This is a genomic window from Geothrix sp. (assembly GCF_030219325.1).
In the GTDB taxonomy this organism is placed as follows: domain Bacteria; phylum Acidobacteriota; class Holophagae; order Holophagales; family Holophagaceae; genus Geothrix.
Map to the genome: position 1 here is coordinate 3,067,391 of NZ_CP126625.1, position 16,496 is coordinate 3,083,886.

The following is a 16,496-nucleotide window of genomic DNA, read 5'->3' on the forward strand; positions in this document are numbered from 1 at the left end:
CCCCCAACCTGTTGACCGTGATCTTCAGGGGTTCTTTTTGGCCTTCTCCGCCTTGGCTTTCTCTGTCCGCTCCTTTGCCTCGGCCTTGGATTTCTCTTTCAGTTCCTTGGTCTTGTTCTGGATGTTCTCCATTTTTTCTTTGTCGCCAGGGGCCTCGCCTCCGGTCTTTTTATCCGTTCCGATGGTCTTGGTTTCTTTGGGCTTCTCTTCCTTCTTTTGAGCGGGTGATCCAAACGCGGGAATGGTCAAACCCGCGACGACCAGCAGGACGATGGCTTTGCCTCTCATGTTCGACTCCTTGGGTTTGGGGTTGCTGGTGAGATGGTCTGGCAGATCCAATCCGTGTCAAACAAACCTCGGGTCGTGAGGCAATCCTTCAGCCCCCCTGACTCAGCTCCATCAGCACCCCGCCGGTTTCGGCCGGGTGGATGAAGGCCACGCGGCAGCCGTGGGCACCGTTCCGGGGGGACTGGTCGATCATGCGCACGCCCTTGGCCAGCAACTGGGCCACGGCGGCGTCGATGTCATCCACCTCGAAGCAGACGTGGTGGATGCCAGGGCCGCGCTTCGCCAGGAACTTGCCGATGGGGCCTTCGGGGTCGGTGCTCTCCAGGTACTCCAGGGTGCTCTGCCCCACGGGGAAGAAGGCCGTCTTCACCTTCTGCTCGACCACTTCCTCGGTGTGGTCCGCCGCCATGTCGAAGAGCCGCGCCATGCGCGCCATGGCCTCGTCCAGGCCCGCGGCCGCGATGCCCAGGTGGTTGATGCGGAGCAGCTGCATGGAGCCTCCCAGGAGCATTGTATTCAGGCCGGACTCCGGACGATCAACCTCCGCCCTACAGCGTCGTGTGCTTGCCGCTGCGAGGGAAGACTTCCTTCGCGCAATCGGGGCAGATGCCGTGGGTGAACTCGGCCTCGGTGTGCTCGTTCAGGTAGGCCTCGATCTGGTTCCAGTAGCCCTTGTCGTCCCTGATCTTCTTGCAGTGGCTGCAGATGGGGAGCATGCCGCCGAGGGTCTTCACCTCCGCGAGCAGGCGCTCCAGGCGCTCCTGGGCCGCCTGCTGGCGCAGCCAGGTTCGGCGCAGCAACAGGAAGACCACCAGGGTCAGGCAGAGGAACAGCGCCACTTCGCCGAATTCCTGGTAGACCTCGCGCCACCAGCCCTTCAGGTAGTCCTGCTCGGCCAGCCCCACCACCAGGTAGTAGGGCCAGCCCTGAACCTTGCGCACGGAGAACGTTCGCTGGACATGGTCGAAGGGCGTAAGCGCCCGGAAGGTCCCGGCCTGGCTGCCGGACTGGGTGAAGGCACGGAACTCCTGGGAGACGACTTGCGAACCCACGGCGGTTCCCGCAGGCACAGGCTCGGGATGCCGGGCCACCAGGCCGAGCTCCAGGTCGCGAAGGGCCACGGAGCCGCGGGGTCCCACGTCCAGGGCCGAGAAGGCCTTCTGGAGATCTCCCAGGGCGATCACCCCGATGGCCATCCCGGCAAAACGATGGTCCGGGTGCTCCAGGCGGCGGGCGACGATGACGACCCAGCTCCCCGTGAGCCTGCCCACCAGGGGTTTCGAGACCACCACCCCCGCGGCAGGATCGTCCCGAAGCCTGATGAAATGCTCCCGGTCCGCCGAACTGACCCGGGTCTTCGCCTCCTGGCCGCTGCCGTGATCGATCACGCCTTCGGCGTTGGCGGCGCGGAGGGCCAGCAGGCTCGGCACCCGTGCATGCTGGCGCTGGATGAAGGCGTCCAGGTCCGGGGTGTTGGCCTTCGGGTCGGCCAGGCGGCGCTCGACCTCGTCCTTCACCGCCGACACGGCCAGGTCCGCCTTGCCGAGGGTGTCGGCCACATAGTGGTCCAGCACCAGGCTCAGGTTCTGGGCCGTGGCGATGGCGCGGTCCTGGTGGTTCCGCAGGCTGTTGCGAGCGGAGACCGCCGCCATGATCACGACGAACAGGTTCAGGGCCAGGAACCCCGCGCCCAGCCGGATCATGCGGGGCCTGGATGCGTGGCTTGCGCGCTGGGAGTCGGAGTCGGTGGTCATGGGTCCCTGGTGGGGAGTCCTGGAGATCCTATCCCATCCTTCCAGAATGGCCCTTGCCGCCGTCCTGAATGGAAGGCCCAACTCAGTGCTGGCAGGCGGGTGCCATGCCCAGGCTCACGCGGCCTCCGGCCACCTGGATCTTGCCCTTGCTGCCCAGGAAGGCGATGACGCCGTCGAAGTCGAAGCTGTCGCCGTGGCAGTTGCAGTAGATGGCGGCCTTGCCGTGGACCGCTTCGGAGGCGGCACGGAGGTCCTCCAGCGGGCAGGTCCCGCCCTTCTCCACCAGCAGGCTCAGCAGGTCGTGGCCGTAGAGGGGTTCGGACATGGGCTCTCCCGTTCAGGAGTCGAGGCTCCTAAACCCATTCTAGCGTCCGGGCCGGTGATCCCGGTCACGACACCAGAGCGAGCGCCACTTCCCGGATCAGCGGCTCGGGGCTGAGGTTCCGGGGCAGGTGGCGCAGGGCCTGGAGGGCGGCCTCCTGGGGCGCCTTCAGGTTCCGTTCGGGCGTCGCCAGGGCTGCCAGCTCCTCCCGCCAGGGCGCCAGGGCCGGGGTCTCCCCGGCGCGGATCCGGGCCAGGTCGGCCAGCAGGCGCAGCAGCAGCTCCAGGGGCTGGCGCAGCTGCTCGCCCTGGGCCAGGGCGGATTCCTTCTCCGGCAACAGGGACTCGGACGCCTCGCCGAAGGAGCGACCGGCCATCAGGGCGAGCCAGGCCTCCACCTGGGCCTCGGCGCGACGGAAGGCCGCCTCGTCCAGGTGCCTCAGGCTGCCCTCCCCCAGGGCCAGCCAGCGGTCGTGGTCCGCCTCCAGCCAGCCGTTCCGCTGGGCCACCGCCCAGGCCTCCCGGGGGGCCAGGGGCGCGAAAGGGATGCGCTCGCAGCGGCTGCGGATGGTCTGCAGGAGCGCCTCGGGACGGTGGGTGACCAGGATGAAGTGGGTGTCCTGGGGCGGTTCCTCCAGGGTCTTGAGCAGGATGTTGCCGCTGGACTCGTTGAGGCGGTGCGCCTCCTCCACCAGGATCCAGCGGTGGCAGCCCATGGCCGGGGCCAGGGCGGCCCACTCGATGACCCCGCGGCTGAACCGGGGCTGGTTGTTGGAATCCAGGCCCTCGCGGATCTGGTCGATGCGGATGACGCCCGCCTTGCCCTCCGGCACGATGCGCAGCAGGTTCGGCAGCTCGAAGGGCAGGTCGTCCCCCTGGAACATCCTGCATCCCTCGCATTGCCCACAGGCGCTGCGCCGGAGGCAGAGCTCGCGCTGGGCCAGCTCCAGCGCCACGCGGCGCTTGCCGATGCCCTCGGGGCCCGTGAAGAGCAGCGAGCCGCGAATGCGCCCTCCCTGCAGCCGCTGGAGCAGGCGCTCGCGAATGGCCTGGTGGCCGGCGATGTCGGGCGAGTACATCAATCGACTCCGAAACCGGCGTTGCGCAGCAGGGGGGCCACCCGCAGCCAGATGGCGGCCTCCACCTGATCCACCGGATCCCGCGCCGGGATCAGGGCCACGCGGTTGGGATGGTTCTGGGCGATGGCGAGGAACCGGTTCCGCACGCGCCGGTGGAAGTCCAGCTCGGCCTCGTCGAAGCGCGTCTCGGCGAACTCGGCCCCCAGCGACAGGTTGCGGACCTCGACCCGCTGCAGGGACGTCTCGGGATCCATGTCCAGCATCACGGTGAGGTGGGGCTTGAGCCCCCGCAGCACCAGCTCGTTGAGCCGGTCCAGGGATGACTCCGCCACGCCGCTGGCCCCCTGGTAGGCGCGGGTGGAATCCTCGAAACGGTCCACCAGGACGACCTTCCCGGCCGCCAGCGCGGGGCGGATCACGGTCTCCAGGTGCTGGGCCCGGTCCGCGTAGAACAGCAACAGCTCGGCCTCCGCGCACCAGGTCTCCCCGCTGCCGTGGCGCTCGAGCAGGAGGCGCCGGATCTCCCGGCCCAGGGCCGTGCCACCGGGCTCCTTCGTCACCACCAGGGGCAGGCCCAGACGGCGCAGGCGCTCCGACAGGTGGAGCAGCTGGGTGGACTTGCCGGCCCCCTCCACGCCCTCGATGGTGATGAACACGCCCTGCACGATGCCTCCGTGGTTCGAGGATACCCGGCCCGGCTGGACGCCAAACCCTGGCTCGGTGCTATCCTGCTCGAAACGCCAGGAGTGACCGGTGGCCGAAGCGATCCATTGCCCGAGCTGCACCACCCGCTACCGCCTTCGCCCCGAGCGGCTGAAGCCGGTCATCCGCCGGGCAAAATGCCTCTCCTGCGGCGGCGTGTTCCCCGTGGGGGACGTGGTCCAGCGGCTGCTGGCCCTTCCCGTCGAGCCGGTCGCGGCCGAGCCCATGCCCGAAGTCATCGAGTCGGTCCACCTGGACGAACCGCCGCCCGCCGAGGCACTGCCCCCCTCCCTCACCCTCGGCGACCTGGACGTGGCGGACGAGGAGATCCTGGAGAAGACGCTGGTGGCAGTGCCTGAATCGCTGCCCGAGGCCAAGGCCGAACCCGCCTCCACCTTCCCGCCCGAGATCACCGAGACCACCCTGTCCGGCTACACCTCCGCCCGGGATGCCATCGAGAAGCTGTTCGGCAACGCCCCCACCGCCAGCAGCCTGAAGGTGGGCCAGGATCCCCACGCCATGGACATGGAAGCCGCCCTGTCCGCCCTGGACACCACGCTCGGCCCCACACCCGCCAACCCGCCTTCCGCGGGCACGGAAACCCTCGGCGACAGCCCCACCGCCGCAGGACTGACGGAAGAGGACCTGGCCGGTCCGTCCAGCTCGACCATGCGTCTGAGCCAGGAGGACATGCAGGCCATCATCGCCGCCGCCTCGGCGCCGGCGGAATCCACGGTGGCGCTGCGCGCCTCGGACCTGGCCACGACGCCGGCACCGTACCGGGACCCCGCCGCCACGGCGCCCGTGCCGCGCTCCTTCGCCCCCCTCCCTGAATCCCCCGACACGGGCGCCGAGCTGCTGCGCCTGAAGATCGGCGAGGACATCTATGGCGGGCTCACCATGCCCCAGCTGATGGCCTGGGTGGAGGAGGGCCGCATCCTCGAGAACCACCTCGTGGCCCGGCAGCACAGCGAGAACTGGCTGGAGGCCCACAAGGTGCCGGGCCTGCGGCCGGTCTTCGAGCGCCTCCGCCGCGAACGGAGCAGCGGCGCCCCCAGCCTGGATTCCGGCATCGGGGATTCCTCCTCCAAGAAGAGCCTCTTCGGCGGCCTGTTCGGAAAGAGCTGACATGCAGATGCTGTGCCTCATCGTCGCCCTGGGCCTGGCCCAGGAGCCCCCGCTCCAGATCCCGCCTCCGGCCGCGGAAGCTCCGGCCCAGGCTCCTGCCCCCGCACCTCCGCCCCCAGCCCCGGCCCCGGCACCGGCACCCAAGACCACACAGGCGGCGCCGGCCGCCACCGCCTCCGCGGCCCCGCTGTCCTTCTATGCCGAGACCTTCCCCTTCGCCTGGGATCGCATCATCCCCCTGACGGTCAACCTGGACGGGCTGAAGGTCAGCAGCATCTTCTTCAACAAGCGCGTCATGCAGCCCGGGTTCTTCAGCCTCCTGAAGGGTGCGGAGTTCGGCACGCGGGCCCAGGTCGAGGTCACGAACACCGGGAAGTACCCGAAGGTGCCGGGCTTCGCCGTGGCCGTGCTGGACAAGGAGGGCCGCCTGATCGGCGTGGCCTCCGGCGGCACCAAGGTCGGCACCATCAAGCCCGGCGAGACCGAGACCTTCGACCTGAACTTCACCCAGGTGAAGGAACGCCTGGCCTCCGGCGACAAGTTCTTCCTGGCCATCGAACTGCGGAATTAGTTCGCTTCCTGCTCGTGGTAGTGGCCGAGGAGCTCGCTCGGCGTGACGGTGGCGGTGCCCACCTTGGCCACCACCACGCCGGCGGCGGCGTTGGCGAGCATGGCGGCTTCGCGCCAATCGGCGCCGGCGGCGATGGCGGCGCTGAAGGCAGCGATGACCGTGTCGCCGGCCCCGCTCACGTCGAAGACCTCGCGGGCCTCCGTGGGGATCATCCAGGGCGCCGCATGCTCCGCATCGGGTGCGAACAGGGCCATGCCCCGCTCGCTGCGGGTCACCAGCAGGCCCTTCAGGTCCAGCTCGGCCATGAGGGCCCGGCCCGCGATGGTCACCTCCATGTCCGACCTCGCATCGCGCGCGGTCAGCTCCGAGGTTTCCTTGGTGTTGGGCGTCATCAGGGTCGCGCCCCGGTAGAGGGCCTTGTGGGCCGGCTTGGGATCCACGATCCAGGGGATGTCGCGCGCGGCGCACTGGGCCCGGACCACGTCCATCACCGGTTCGTTGATGGTGCCCTTGGCGTAGTCAGAGACGATCAGCGCCGACGCCGAACCCAGCGCCCGCTCCAGGCGGTCCTTCAGCCCCAGGAGCACCGCGGCGTCGGGCAGGCCCGGATCCTCCCGGTCGATGCGGAGCATCTGCTGCTGCTGCCCGATGACCCGGGTCTTGATGATGGTGGGACGGGAGGTATCCAGCACCAGCCCCGAGATGGACACGCCCAGGCCCGTCAGCAGGCCCAGCACCCGGTCCCCCGCCCCGTCCTTCTGCAGCGTCCCGATGAGCAGCGGTTCCGTCCCGAGGGCCTTGAGGTTGGCGGCCACGTTGGCCGCGCCGCCCAGCACCGCCCGCTCCCGCAGCACCCGCACCACGGGCACCGGCGCCTCGGGCGAGATGCGGTTCACCTCCCCGAACAGGTACTCGTCCAGCATCACGTCGCCCAGCACGGCCACCTTGCGGCCCTCCATGCGCTGGAGCAGGGACTCGGCCTGGGCGCGGTCCAGTCTCACTTGCCCACCTTCTTCGCCGCATCGACCAGCATCACGGGGATGCCGTCCTCGATGGGATAGAGCAGCCCGCACGCCTGGCAGTGCAGGCCATCCGCCACTTCCGCCAGGTCGCCATGACAGGCCGGGCAGCAGAGGATCTCGAGGAGGCGGGGATCGACGGGCATGGGGCTAGCTTAGCGGAATCGATCCAGGGGAGTGAGCGGCACCCGGGAAGGGCAGTATGCTGGGCGCCTGCTCCCACGCGATGTGACGAACCGATCCCGGAAAGGAGGCCAGTCATGCCCGCCACCCCCCTCCTTCAGGACATCTCGGCCTGCGTCTTCGACGCCTACGGCACCCTGTTCGACGTCGGCAGCGTGGCCCGCGGTGCGCAGGAGGAACTGGGCGACCGCTGGCAGGCCCTCTCGGACCTCTGGCGCGGCAAGCAGCTCCAGTACACCTGGCTGAGAGGCCTGTCGGGCCAGCACGCCGACTTCTGGCAGGTCACCGGGGAGGCCCTGTCCTTTGCCATGGCCAGCCTGGGTCTGGCCGACCCGGGGCTGCACCAGCGCCTCATGGACCTCTACCTTCGCATCTCCGCCTACTCAGAGGTGCCCGCCACGCTGGCAGGCCTCCAGGCCAAGGGTGTGCGCCTCGCCATCCTCTCCAACGGGACGCCGGCGATGCTCGCCGCAGCGGTGGCGAATGCCGGCCTCGGATCCCGGTTCGAGGCCCTTCTCTCGGTGGAGGAAGTCGGCGTGTTCAAGCCGCATCCGCGCGTGTACCACCTCGCCTCACAGCGGCTGAACCTGCCGATGGGGCAGCTCTGCTTCCTCTCTGCCAACGGCTGGGATGCCTGGTCCGCCAAGGCCTGCGGCATGAAGGTCCTCTGGTGCAACCGCACCGGCCAGATGCCGGAACGCCTTCCCGCAGCCCCGGACGGCGAACTGCGGGACCTTTCCGGGTTGCCCGGGGCGATTGGGTACTGAACGGGGCGAACCCCCCGGGGAGACACTGGCAAGGGCCATTGCCACCCTGGAGGGCGCCCGCGGAGCTGACAACCCCAGCTGGCCGGGCCTCAGGGCCCGATGGCCGCACCCCCGGTTTCGCCCGTGCGGACCCGGTAGCAGTCCTCCAGGTTCAGGACGAAGACCTTGCCATCGCCCAGGTGGCTGGGCTCGGACTTGGCGGCCGACATGATGGCCTCCACCGCGGGCTTGACGAACTCCTCGTTGACCGCGATCTCGAGCTTGACCTTGGGGAGCAGCCGGACGAGCCCGATCTTGTTGCCCCGGAACTGTTCCGCGTAGCCCTTCTGGGTGCCGCAGCCGCGGACGTCGGACACGGTCATCAGGTAGATGTCCTTGGCCACCAGGGCGGCCTGCACCGCTTCGAACTTGTCCGGGCGGATGATGGCGATGATCATTTTCATGGGTGACTCCTATGACGACGTGACATGGGGGAGGCCGCTCACTTCTTCCCGGAGACCGGGACCCTCAGGGGCGCGCCCGCGGGAGAGGCCAGGGCCGAGATCACGTACTCGGGATAGGCCGAGATGCCGTGCTCGTGGATGTCCAGGCCATCGTGCTCGCCTTCCTCCGACAGCCGGAGCCGTCCCATGGCGTCCAGGGCATAGAACACCGCGAAGGACACCGCCAGGGTGGCGGCCAGCGTGATGCCGCTGCCGATGGCCTGGGCGATCAGGACCTTGGAGCCGCCGCCGTAGAAGAGGCCCGTGAGCTTGCTGGACAGGTCGGGGGCGACGGGATCGCTGCCGGCGGCGGCGAACTCACCGCTGGCGAAGAGGCCAAGGGAGAGGGTGCCCCAGATGCCGTTGATCATGTGCACCGGCACGGCGCCGATGGGGTCGTCGATGCGGAGGTATTCCAGCAGGTCGACGCCCAGGATGACGATGACGCCGGCGATGGCCCCGATCATGACCGAGCCGAAGGGGCTCACCCAGTAGCAGGGGCAGGTGATCGCCACCAGGCCCGCCAGGAACCCGTTGGTGATGGAACCCGGGTCCCACTTGCCGGTGCGGGCATAGATGTAGAACACGGCGGTCAGGCCCGCGGCACAGGCCGCAAGGGTGGTATTGGCGGAGACCCGGCCGATGCCTTCGAAGTCCATGGCCGACAAGGTGCTGCCAGGGTTGAAGCCGTACCAGCCGAACCAGAGCAGGAGGCCGCCGCACACCGCGATGGTGAGGTCATGGGGCGTCATGGGGCCGCCGCCATCCCTCTTGAACTTGCGGCCGAGCCGGGGGCCCAGGACCACGGCGCCGGCCAGGGCCACGGCGCCACCGATGGTGTGCACCACGGTCGAGCCCGCGAAATCATGGAAGTTCATGCCCAGGGAGGGCAGGAACTTGCCCGCCGCGCCCATGGTGGCCAGGAAGCCATCGGGGCCCCAGGCCCAGTGGCCGATGATGGGATAGATGAAGCCGGAAACGGCGAAGCTGTAGAGGATGTCACCGATGAAATCGGTGCGGCCGATCATGGCGCCGGAGGTGATGGTCGAGCAGGTGTCGGCAAACGCGAACTGGAAGATCCAGTGGGCCAGGATGGCCACGCCGGTGGTGCCGAAGGTGGCCGGGGCGCCCTTGAGGAAGAACCAGTGGTAGCCGATGAAGCCGTTGCCCTCGCTGAACATGAAGGCGTAGCCGATGGCCCAGAAGAGGATGCCGCAGAGGCAGGTGTCGAAGACGCACTCCACCAGCACGTTCACCGTCTCCCGCGAGCGGCAGAAGCCGGCCTCGAGCATGACGAAACCCACCTGCATGGCGAAGACGAGGAAGGCCGCGAGCAGCGTCCAGACCGTGTTCAGCGGGTTGACGATGTCCTTGGCGGCCACCACGGGCGGAGCCGGGGCGGGAGCGGGGGCCGGCACCGCGGCGGGCGGAGCCGGAGCCGCTTCCGGGGTGGCCTGGATGAGGACCGCCATCGGCGTGTCCACCCTGGTGGCATGCCCGCCCGTCAGGGCCGGAAGGAGGACCATGATCCCCAGGACCACGGCAAGTCCAAGGACCTTGCCGAAGGCCAGCGTGAAGCCGTAGCGGCGCCACTCGGGATCCTGCATGCGGACCGCGAGTCTGGCGAGCTTGTCCTTCAGGGGGAGGGACTCCTCCCTGTGCCTGATCCGTGCCATGGGGTGCTCCTTGGAAAATGGGTCGCTGTTCGGGTACTAAGGTTCTGCACTCCGCCAACGGGAAGGCGGCGTGCGTGGGTACCAGGTCTAGAAGGCCTTGGCGATGGTGAAGGTCACCCGCCCCTTGCCGATGTTCCGGCCCATGGCGTTGTCGTAGAGGGGCGTCTGGTTGTCCGAGGCCAGGCCCTTGGTGTCCGCGTTAGTGCCGGCCAGGGTGAAGGTGTAGCCCTTGAGTTCCTTCGCGATGCCCAGCTTGTAGTCGGTGTAGTCCAGCGGGGAGTTGTCGGCGCCGTTCTTCGAAGCGAAGGTGGTCTTGCCTCCATGGGCCAGGATGGTCCAGCCGCTCTCCCCCAGGGGGTAGGCCAGGGTCAGGTCCACATAGGTGGTGCCTTCGGCGCCGGCGACGCCGAAATCGGCGCCGCTGATCACCCGGGAATACTTAAGGCTGGCCCAGCTGTAGCTCACGCCCAGGTAGGCCTCCGTCGTGGCCGGATTCTTGTAGACCACGAGGCTGTCGTAGGTGCCGGGATAGAGGTAGCGGTAGAGGCCGACATCCAGAGCCCAGTCCTTGGCGAAGCCCCACTTGTAGCCACCGAAGAGGTCCACCTCGACACTGGCCGAGGCCACGGACCCCACCATCACGGGAGCGCTGGCCGTGTTCAGGTTCTGGTCCGTGAACCAGGAGATGTTGCTGAGGCTGGTGCTCAGGTAGAAGCCCGAGGGATGCACCAGGTCGAGCTCTGCCTGGACCGTGGGCTTGCCATCCGTCTGGGTGAGCCCCCGGAAGATGTACTGGGAACCGATCGTGGTCGATCCGCTCACCGCGAAGCCCAGGAGGGTGGGCGGCGCCGGAGGCGCGGGCGCGGCGGGCGGTGGCGCAGGGCTCTGGGCGGCCAGGCCGGCGGACAGGGCCGCGGAGAGTGCGAGGTGGATCCGGAACCGCATGGATGACTCCCGAAAATGGGTCTTCTAGGTAGGGCTGCGCCAGGGTCGGAACCCCGGACGAGTGGAATGGGTTGGCGGTGCGGAGGTCCTTCAGTCCGTCTGCGGATCGGCCCCCTGAAGCTGCGGGTTTCCCCGCGGGCTGTCGGCATCGGCCTCAGCGAAGAGCGGCGTGATGGCCGCAAGGGCCACGACTACGGCGAGCGCCCGGTACAGGGTTCGCCTGCTCAGGGAAAAGCGCCCCGGCGTCGTGCTGGGAATGGGCACGACGAGGGTCCAGGGCAGGCTCTGGGCGCTCCCGGTAGTCATGGTCCCCTCCGCATGGTTGGATTCCAGGGGACCGGCCATCGGCCCCCCTGCCTGATTCCATTGGCAGGGACTGTGCCGATACAGATTCACTCAGCAGAATTGTTTATAAATATTGATATTTAATTGTTTATAAAAAATAAAATCGAACAACAATGCCATCATGGAATGACAAAAATGTATTATCACTGTAAATGACTTACATTTTTGTAATTTCTATAGGTTTCGGAAGCGCTCCGGCTCCAATCCGTACTTCTGAACCTTGTAGTTCAGGATGCGCTCCGTGGTCTGCAGCAGCCGGGCGGCACGGGAGCGGTTGCCCCGGGCGGACTTCAGGGCGTCCTGCAGCAGGTCCCGCTCGAAGGCGGCCACAGCCTCCCCCAGACCCGTGCCCGGCAGGGTCCCGGAGACCTCCGCTGTCTGCAGGGAGGGGGGCAGATGGTGGGCGTGGATCACGCCGCCTTCGCAGACGAGGACGGCCCGCTCGATGGCGTTCTCCAGTTCGCGCACGTTGCCGGGCCAGTGGTAGGCCGCCAGCATGTCGATGGCCGAGGTGGAGATGCGGCGCACGTCCTTGCCCTGGGCCGCCGCGACCTTCTCCACGAAGTGGTCCGCCAGCAGCAGGATGTCCGCCTGGCGCTCCCGGAGCGGCGGCATGAACACCTCGAAGACCTGCAGGCGGTAGTAGAGATCCTCGCGGAAGGTCCCGGCCTTCACGGCGGCTTCCAGGTCCCGGTGCGTGGCGGCGAGGAGCCGCACGTCCACCTTCACGGGGCTCACCCCGCCCAGCCGCTCGAACTCCCGCTCCTGCAGCACCCGCAGCAGCTTCACCTGGGTGGCCGGGGACAGCTCCCCCACCTCGTCCAGGAACAGCGTGCCGCCATGGGCCAGCTCGAAGCGGCCCTTCTTCTGGTGCCTCGCGTCCGTGAAGGCGCCGGGCTCGTAGCCGAAGAGCTCCGACTCGATGAGGTTCTCCGGCAGGGCCCCGCAGCTCACCTTGATGAAGGGTTTCTCAGCCCGGGGCGAGTTGTAGTGCAGGGCATGGGCCACCAGCTCCTTGCCCGTGCCGGACTCGCCCCGGATGAGCACCGTGGTGCTGCTGGGCGCGGCCTGGGCCACGGCCTCGTAGACCCGCTGCATGGCGTGGCTGTGCCCGATGAGGTGGCGCAGGTCGTAGCGCTCACGCAGCTCCAGGCGCAGCTGCTGGTTCTCCTCCACCAGCCGCTGCCGGTCGGCGGCCACCAGCCGGGCCACCTTCATGGCCAGGCCCACCATGGAGGCGGCGATCTGCAGCAGCTTGGTGTCCCGGTCGAAGTCGCGGTGCCGGTCGTAGGGCACCGTGAGGCAGAGGGTCCCCGCCGTCTTCTGGTCCAGGAAGATGGGCACGCAGAAGAAGGAGAGCTCGGTCTTCTTGCGCTTCTGCTCCCGGAGCACGCCCGTGCGGTCCAGAAACAGGGGCTCCTGGCTGGCCTGGGGCAGCACCACGGCCTTGCCGCTCACCAGCACCCGCCCGTTGATGCCCTCCCCCGCCTTGTAGTGGGCTCGCTCTGCCGCCTGCCTGGACAGGCCCCGGGCCGCCTCGATGCGCAGCCCCCGGCCCTCCTCGTCCGCCAGGAGGATGGCCCCGTTCAGGGCCCCGAAGGCCTCCGACAGGATCTCCAGGGCCCGGGGCAGCGCCGAGCGAATGTCCGAGGCGGCCAGGGCGTGGCTGAGCTCCAGCAGGGGCGAAAGAAGAAGGGCGTCCTCCGAGGGGTTCATGGGGGCTCCGGGGGCATCTTTTACAAAATTGTATCAAATAAATATTGCTTCGACAATTTTGTATGATGGTTGAAATCCATCTCGCCTTGCTTCAGGATGAGTCACCCCCTGGAAGCCCCATGTCCCACCGGTTTACCTATCCCTATTGGAGCCCCCGCGCGGATCGCGCGTGGCGCGGCCAGGGTCCTTCCTAAACTCCGGAATCCCCCACCGACCACCCCGATCCTCCCAAGGGATCGGGGTTTTTCGTTTCCTAGGAAAGCCGCGACCATGACCCACCAGGCCCTCGAAAACCTCAACATCGACGCCTTCGACCGGATGCCCTCGCCGGGCGAGGTCCACGCGGCTCTGCCCGTGCCGGATGCCGTCGCCGAGACCGTGGCCATCGGCCGACGCGACCTCCAGCGCATCCTGGCCCGGGAGGACCCCCGCCTCATGGTGGTGGTGGGCCCCTGCAGCATCCACGATCCCTTGGCCGGGCTGGACTACGCCCGGCGGCTGAAGGTCCTGGCCGACGAGGTCGCGGATACCCTGCTGCTGGTCATGCGGGTCTATTTCGAGAAGCCCCGCACCTCCACGGGCTGGAAGGGCTTCGTCAACGACCCCCGCATGGACGATTCCTTCCACATCGAGGAGGGGGTCCGGAAAGCCCGGGAGTTCCTGCTCCGCATCGGCGAGCTGGGCCTGCCCGCCGGCACCGAGGCCCTCGACCCCATCACGCCCCAGTACCTGGGCGACCTCATTGCCTGGACCGCCATCGGGGCCCGGACTTCCGAGTCCCAGACCCACCGGGAGATGTCCAGCGGCCTCTCCACCCCCGTGGGTTTCAAGAACGCCACGGACGGCGACCTGGGCGCGGCCGTGAACGGCATCCTTTCCGCTTCCCATCCCCACAGCTTCCTGGGCATCAACGACCAGGGCCAGGCCGCCATCGTGCGCACCCGGGGCAATGCCCTGGGCCATCTGGTGCTGCGGGGCGGCAGCGGACGCCCCAACTACGACACCGTGAGCGTCTCGCTGGCCGAGGCCGCCCTGCGCAAGGCGGGCCTGGCCGAGAACATCGTGGTGGATTGCTCCCACGCCAACAGCCTTAAGAATCCGCGCCTGCAGCCCCTGGTGCTGCATGACTGCGCCCACCAGATCCGCCGGGGCAACCGTTCCATCATCGGCGTCATGGTCGAAAGCTTCATCGAAGAAGGGAACCAACCCATCCCGGCGGACCTTTCCACCCTCAAGTACGGCTGCTCCGTCACCGACGCCTGCCTGGGCTGGGACGACACCGTGGCCATGTTGCGCGACACGCGGAACCTGCTGAAGGAGGTCCTGCCGAATCGCTGAACCCCAAGGAGCCTCAGCTCACCGGGCCGTAGAACTGCACGATATGGGCCTCCACCCGGTCCGCCGCTGCCTGGGGCTGGCCCTGGCGGATCGCCTCGTAGATGCCGTGGTGGTCGGCGCGCAGCCGGGTCGTGACGGCAGGCAGGTCCAGCACCGCCCGGAGCGAGGCTAACAACCGGGGGCGCTGGGCCTCGCGCAAGGCGATGGTGAGCTCGGCCGCCAGCAGGTTGCCGGTGGCGCGGGCGATGGCCCCATGGAAGGCCGAGTCGAGTTCGTTGAAGGTACTGGCGTCCGGGCCCGACCATGTCGATCCGGAAAGGTGCCAGCCCAGCCCGACCTCACCCACACCATCCTGGCCGGGGCGACTGGAGAGCACCCTGGTGGATGGGATGGCCATGAACAACGCTGGCCATAGTCAGCGGCTGTTGCTGGACTTTCCCCAGGAGCTATTGCGGGACTTCTCCCAGGATTCGTAGATCTTCTTGAACTCCGGGTTTTTCGCCGCCTCCTCGGCATAGAGCCTTTGTGCGGCGGCACGGGCGCCATCCATCACATCAGCTGGGTACGTCCTAATATTGGTTTCTGGTACTGCCAGTCGTTTGAATCCGGCCGGGTCGAGGCGGTCGCCCTGGGCCGCGGGAGTGGCGTCAACCTCGGCACAGGCCTTTTCGAAGGCTGCCCGATAGGTCTCGGAGAGTGATTCCCAGGCCCTGAGGTTCACGTAGAAGGTGAGGTACGTACTCGATTCCATCCAGCCCTGGTGGTAGTAGTACTTCGCCACTTTGGCCAGCCCTCGCGGGTCTCCATCCGCGCCGGAGCCGGGCCACTCGGCGGCATCCAGGGTCCCGCGTTCCAGCGCCGCTACCACCTCGTTGGGTGGGAAGCTCTGGGGGGCTGCCCCCAAGGCCGCGAACACCTGGGCGCCAAGCCCCTGGATGTTGACCCGCAGGCCCTTGAGGTCCTTCAGTGAATGGATTTCTTTGCGGGACCAGATCCCCTTCCGGGGCCCGGCGCTGCCGCCTGGGAAGCTGATGAGCCCATAAGGGCGATAGAACTCCCGCATGAGGCCAAGACCGCCTCCGCCCCTCATCCAGGCCTTGTGTCGTCGCTCGCTCAGGCCAAAGGGCAGGGCCGAATCGAAGGCAAAGGCGGCATTCCTGCTGACGAAGAGGTCGGCGACCACGTGTCCCGCCTCGACCCCCTTCTCCCGGCCCACCTCGTCAACCAGCCTCCGGGCTGGGAACAGGCTGCCGCCATCGAGGGCTGAGATCTGGAATCCCCCATCCGTCAACTCACCCACCCGCTTGCAGAGTTGTTCGGTCAGCTGGAACGATCCATGGGGGGTCTTCAGGAAACTCGACACCAGCCGCCACCTGACGCGCACCGGCCCGGTTCCTGCGCGTTCGCTGGGCCTCGGTACCGCCACAGGGGTGGCCGTTCCTGGAGTGAGCAACTCCGCCCGTTCGATCATGACCGGCGAGAGGGGCACGTCCGAATGCGGGCCGACCCTGCCCGTGGGAACGGTCCGGATGGCATCGACGACCTCCATCCCATCGATGACGCGGCCGAATACCGCGTAGCCGCCATTGCGTCCGGGGGGATCCAGCATCGGGTTGTCCCGCACGTTGATGAAGAACTGTGCCGTGGCCGAATCGGGATCATTGGTCCGGGCCATGGCCAGAGTGCCGCGGCGATTGGAGAGCCCATTCCCAGATTCGTTTCGAATGGGCGGCCCGGTCGGTTTTTCCTTCATCTGCTCGGAAAAGCCGCCGCCCTGGATCATGAATCCTGGCATCACGCGATGGAACTGGGTGCCGTCATAGTGGCCGGACCGGACATAGCCAAGAAAGTTGGCGGTGGAGAGGGGGGCCTTCTGGGCATCGAGCTCGACGACGATGACACCCATGGAGGTCGAGAGCCTGACCCTCGGCTGCTGCGGATCGCCCTCGGCTCCGACGCCCCCCAGGCACCCGGCGCAGGCGAAAGCGCCAAGCAGGAACCATCGAAGCGCGCGTCTCAGCATGGGGACCGCCTTTCACCGCCGTTGGGACCGGATTCACTGTGCCTTGCCTGGTGCGTCCACAAGATCGGGAGCCCAGTTGGACGAATTTCCTCGTGGTTGTCGGAACACCCGAGATTGGCCACCACCATGCGCCAGGGCCAGGCTCGGGTCAAGGTCGAC

General features: G+C 67.8%; 19 protein-coding genes. 4 read left to right on the forward strand and 15 right to left on the reverse strand.

From position 1 onward, the window contains the following. Positions 1–24 precede the first annotated feature (24 nt). The 6 genes from QOZ81_RS13620 to tmk form a co-directional block, all read right to left on the reverse strand. Positions 25–288, reverse strand: coding sequence for a hypothetical protein (locus tag QOZ81_RS13620; protein WP_291205283.1), 264 nt, complete (start codon positions 286–288; stop codon positions 25–27). Positions 289–376: 88 nt separating this feature from the next. Next, the gene (mce, locus tag QOZ81_RS13625) at positions 377–781 is read right to left on the reverse strand and encodes a methylmalonyl-CoA epimerase (protein ID WP_291205280.1); all 405 of its coding nucleotides are present in this window, start codon (positions 779–781) and stop codon (positions 377–379) included. A 55-nt stretch (positions 782–836) separates the two neighbouring features. Then, positions 837–2,042, reverse strand: coding sequence for a hypothetical protein (locus QOZ81_RS13630; protein WP_291205277.1), 1,206 nt, complete (start codon positions 2,040–2,042; stop codon positions 837–839). Between the two features lie 82 nt (positions 2,043–2,124). Further along, on the reverse strand, positions 2,125–2,367 hold the full coding sequence (locus tag QOZ81_RS13635) for a DUF2492 family protein (RefSeq protein WP_291205274.1): 243 nt from the start codon (positions 2,365–2,367) through the stop codon (positions 2,125–2,127). Between the two features lie 64 nt (positions 2,368–2,431). Then, positions 2,432–3,442, reverse strand: a complete 1,011-nt coding sequence (locus tag QOZ81_RS13640) for a hypothetical protein (protein ID WP_291205271.1) — start codon at positions 3,440–3,442, stop codon at positions 2,432–2,434. Further along, positions 3,442–4,107, reverse strand: a complete 666-nt coding sequence (tmk, locus tag QOZ81_RS13645) for a dTMP kinase (protein ID WP_291205268.1) — start codon at positions 4,105–4,107, stop codon at positions 3,442–3,444. The genes QOZ81_RS13640 and tmk overlap by 1 nt, the downstream gene beginning before the upstream one ends. An 88-nt stretch (positions 4,108–4,195) precedes the next feature. Between tmk and QOZ81_RS13650 the strand changes: the two genes are divergently transcribed. Together QOZ81_RS13650 and QOZ81_RS13655 are read left to right on the forward strand one after the other, a co-directional pair. Next, on the forward strand, positions 4,196–5,272 hold the full coding sequence (locus QOZ81_RS13650) for a zinc-ribbon domain-containing protein (protein WP_291205265.1): 1,077 nt from the start codon (positions 4,196–4,198) through the stop codon (positions 5,270–5,272). A gap of 1 nt (position 5,273) precedes the next feature. Next, positions 5,274–5,843, forward strand: coding sequence for a hypothetical protein (locus tag QOZ81_RS13655; RefSeq protein ID WP_291205262.1), 570 nt, complete (start codon positions 5,274–5,276; stop codon positions 5,841–5,843). On the opposite strand, the gene rfaE1 is transcribed toward QOZ81_RS13655, so the two are convergent. Continuing rightward, positions 5,840–6,844: a D-glycero-beta-D-manno-heptose-7-phosphate kinase gene (gene rfaE1 / locus QOZ81_RS13660; RefSeq protein WP_291205258.1), complete on the reverse strand. Its 1,005-nt coding sequence runs from the start codon at positions 6,842–6,844 to the stop codon at positions 5,840–5,842. The genes QOZ81_RS13655 and rfaE1 overlap by 4 nt on opposite strands. Next, positions 6,841–7,008: a Trm112 family protein gene (locus tag QOZ81_RS13665; RefSeq protein ID WP_291205255.1), complete on the reverse strand. Its 168-nt coding sequence runs from the start codon at positions 7,006–7,008 to the stop codon at positions 6,841–6,843. The genes rfaE1 and QOZ81_RS13665 overlap by 4 nt, the downstream gene beginning before the upstream one ends. Positions 7,009–7,122: 114 nt before the next feature. Here QOZ81_RS13665 and QOZ81_RS13670 point away from each other — a divergent pair, with 114 nt between their 5' ends. Continuing rightward, positions 7,123–7,812: a haloacid dehalogenase type II gene (locus QOZ81_RS13670; protein WP_291205252.1), complete on the forward strand. Its 690-nt coding sequence runs from the start codon at positions 7,123–7,125 to the stop codon at positions 7,810–7,812. An 89-nt stretch (positions 7,813–7,901) separates the two neighbouring features. Here QOZ81_RS13670 and QOZ81_RS13675 read toward each other — a convergent pair whose 3' ends face one another. The 5 genes from QOZ81_RS13675 to QOZ81_RS13695 form a co-directional block, all read right to left on the reverse strand. Beyond that, entirely contained in the window at positions 7,902–8,255 is a 354-nt protein-coding gene (locus tag QOZ81_RS13675; RefSeq protein WP_291205249.1) for a P-II family nitrogen regulator, read from the reverse strand. A 38-nt stretch (positions 8,256–8,293) separates the two neighbouring features. Then, positions 8,294–9,970 carry an ammonium transporter gene (locus tag QOZ81_RS13680; RefSeq protein WP_291205246.1) on the reverse strand — a complete coding sequence of 559 codons (1,677 nt, stop codon included), beginning with the start codon at positions 9,968–9,970 and terminating at the stop codon, positions 8,294–8,296. Between the two features lie 87 nt (positions 9,971–10,057). Further along, the gene (locus tag QOZ81_RS13685; protein WP_291205244.1) at positions 10,058–10,915 is read right to left on the reverse strand and encodes a TorF family putative porin; all 858 of its coding nucleotides are present in this window, start codon (positions 10,913–10,915) and stop codon (positions 10,058–10,060) included. A 90-nt stretch (positions 10,916–11,005) separates the two neighbouring features. Next, on the reverse strand, positions 11,006–11,221 hold the full coding sequence (locus tag QOZ81_RS13690; protein ID WP_291205241.1) for a hypothetical protein: 216 nt from the start codon (positions 11,219–11,221) through the stop codon (positions 11,006–11,008). Positions 11,222–11,434: 213 nt separating this feature from the next. Next, entirely contained in the window at positions 11,435–12,976 is a 1,542-nt protein-coding gene (locus QOZ81_RS13695; protein WP_291205238.1) for a sigma-54 interaction domain-containing protein, read from the reverse strand. A gap of 270 nt (positions 12,977–13,246) precedes the next feature. On the opposite strand from QOZ81_RS13695, the gene QOZ81_RS13700 reads away from it, so the two are divergent. Then, entirely contained in the window at positions 13,247–14,314 is a 1,068-nt protein-coding gene (locus QOZ81_RS13700; protein ID WP_291205235.1) for a 3-deoxy-7-phosphoheptulonate synthase, read from the forward strand. A gap of 13 nt (positions 14,315–14,327) precedes the next feature. On the opposite strand, the gene QOZ81_RS13705 is transcribed toward QOZ81_RS13700, so the two are convergent. Together QOZ81_RS13705 and QOZ81_RS13710 are read right to left on the reverse strand one after the other, a co-directional pair. Further along, positions 14,328–14,711, reverse strand: a complete 384-nt coding sequence (locus tag QOZ81_RS13705) for a FadR/GntR family transcriptional regulator (protein WP_291205232.1) — start codon at positions 14,709–14,711, stop codon at positions 14,328–14,330. Between the two features lie 18 nt (positions 14,712–14,729). After that, positions 14,730–16,337, reverse strand: a complete 1,608-nt coding sequence (locus QOZ81_RS13710; protein WP_291205229.1) for a peptidylprolyl isomerase — start codon at positions 16,335–16,337, stop codon at positions 14,730–14,732. Positions 16,338–16,496: the final 159 nt, after the last annotated feature.

Coding starts and splice junctions, on each gene's coding strand:
- QOZ81_RS13620 (WP_291205283.1), bottom strand. CDS start 288: ATGAGAGGCAAAGCCATCGTCCTGCTGGTCGTCGCGGGTTTGACCATT.
- mce (WP_291205280.1), bottom strand. CDS start 781: ATGCAGCTGCTCCGCATCAACCACCTGGGCATCGCGGCCGCGGGCCTG.
- QOZ81_RS13630 (WP_291205277.1), bottom strand. CDS start 2,042: ATGACCACCGACTCCGACTCCCAGCGCGCAAGCCACGCATCCAGGCCC.
- QOZ81_RS13635 (WP_291205274.1), bottom strand. CDS start 2,367: ATGTCCGAACCCCTCTACGGCCACGACCTGCTGAGCCTGCTGGTGGAG.
- QOZ81_RS13640 (WP_291205271.1), bottom strand. CDS start 3,442: ATGTACTCGCCCGACATCGCCGGCCACCAGGCCATTCGCGAGCGCCTG.
- QOZ81_RS13655 (WP_291205262.1), top strand. CDS start 5,274: ATGCAGATGCTGTGCCTCATCGTCGCCCTGGGCCTGGCCCAGGAGCCC.
- QOZ81_RS13665 (WP_291205255.1), bottom strand. CDS start 7,008: ATGCCCGTCGATCCCCGCCTCCTCGAGATCCTCTGCTGCCCGGCCTGT.
- QOZ81_RS13670 (WP_291205252.1), top strand. CDS start 7,123: ATGCCCGCCACCCCCCTCCTTCAGGACATCTCGGCCTGCGTCTTCGAC.
- QOZ81_RS13675 (WP_291205249.1), bottom strand. CDS start 8,255: ATGAAAATGATCATCGCCATCATCCGCCCGGACAAGTTCGAAGCGGTG.
- QOZ81_RS13680 (WP_291205246.1), bottom strand. CDS start 9,970: ATGGCACGGATCAGGCACAGGGAGGAGTCCCTCCCCCTGAAGGACAAG.
- QOZ81_RS13685 (WP_291205244.1), bottom strand. CDS start 10,915: ATGCGGTTCCGGATCCACCTCGCACTCTCCGCGGCCCTGTCCGCCGGC.
- QOZ81_RS13690 (WP_291205241.1), bottom strand. CDS start 11,221: ATGACTACCGGGAGCGCCCAGAGCCTGCCCTGGACCCTCGTCGTGCCC.
- QOZ81_RS13695 (WP_291205238.1), bottom strand. CDS start 12,976: ATGAACCCCTCGGAGGACGCCCTTCTTCTTTCGCCCCTGCTGGAGCTC.
- QOZ81_RS13700 (WP_291205235.1), top strand. CDS start 13,247: ATGACCCACCAGGCCCTCGAAAACCTCAACATCGACGCCTTCGACCGG.
- QOZ81_RS13705 (WP_291205232.1), bottom strand. CDS start 14,711: ATGGCCATCCCATCCACCAGGGTGCTCTCCAGTCGCCCCGGCCAGGAT.
- QOZ81_RS13710 (WP_291205229.1), bottom strand. CDS start 16,337: ATGCTGAGACGCGCGCTTCGATGGTTCCTGCTTGGCGCTTTCGCCTGC.